This window comes from Natronococcus jeotgali DSM 18795, from assembly GCF_000337695.1.
Taxonomy (GTDB): Archaea; Halobacteriota; Halobacteria; order Halobacteriales; family Natrialbaceae; genus Natronococcus; species Natronococcus jeotgali.
In genome coordinates, this window is record NZ_AOIA01000055.1 from 1 (window position 1) to 1166 (window position 1166).

At 52.3% G+C, this 1166-nt stretch carries 1 protein-coding gene; it reads right to left on the reverse strand.

The window, feature by feature from the left end; all coding sequences use genetic code 11:
* The coding region (locus C492_RS07365; protein WP_008421949.1) for a PEP/pyruvate-binding domain-containing protein at positions 1-609 on the reverse strand (609 nt) is incomplete at its 3' end.
* Positions 610-1166 lie beyond the last annotated feature (557 nt).

The window sequence follows — 1166 nt, forward strand, 5'->3', positions numbered from 1 at the left end:
GAAGAAGATTCCAGAGACGTCGGGCTCGACCATTTGTTGGACGACGACAGCGAGCGAAACCTCATCGTGGGGGACGTCGTTCGTCGCTCGATACGCGATTGCGCGATCAGTATATAGACTCGCCATGCAGGCGCGAACCCGATCGATGATTTCGTCTGCACCGCGGACGTTAAGGAACGTTTCCTGTTGGCCCGCAAACGACGCCTCCTGGAGGTCTTCGGCTGTCGCGCTTGATCGAACCGCATACGCCTGTTCTGGGTCTCTCGCCATCTCGTTGAGATCGGTCTCGATGGCATCTCGGATCTCTTCTGGTACACTGCGTTCTTGGATTCGAGTGCGCAACGTGCTTCCCACCTCTGCAATTGCCGCTGTGTCTGACGGATCGAGATCGGAGAACTCGTCGATTGCTGCTTTGATGGCTGGATCGTCGGTTAATTCCTCATACGCAGCAGTCGTCACACAGAATCCCGCAGGCACCGGCAGGTCAGCTTCGATAAGTTGAGCGAGATTCGCGCCCTTACCACCGACGAGTGCTCGATTCGTTGCCTGGGCGTTATCGAGCGAGATAACGTATGTACCGGCCGCACGGGCATCTTCAATCTCATTCATGTCTATCCCCCGCAGAATCAGTTCCGTTGGTTAGCCCATCTGCAACAGCGGTGATGAGCGCGTCCCGGATCGCCGGGCAATGGTCCTTACCAATATCTTCCTTATGGTGCGTAATGTATCCTACCGATTCAATCGTACGCGCGTTCATCTTTGGTGGCGTGGTGGATCTTTGGGTTTGAAGCCGGGAATTATGGGTCTCACTGAATGGATAGCGATGTCCTTTTCGATTAAATAGCGTTTGTCATAGTTAGTTCCATCTGATTATTTTCTATCAGGAAGCGGGCGATGATATTGATTAACACTAATCTGTTGGTCTCAGTTCCCTTAGACCGGTGGGCTCGTTATCAGTTCACTCCTCTTTGCTACCTACTCGATTAATTCGGTGACCTCGTCGGTACGGTTATCACTGACCTTGAGAAATGGCGACAACCTACGCTACCGAATTGAGAAACACGACAAGAACGACTCCCCCTGCTATATCTCTACCTTGTGATCAGAACCACTTAAAGAAGAGACTGCGCTTCAGTCGAATGCCTCACCAACGTATTCGTCTTCCC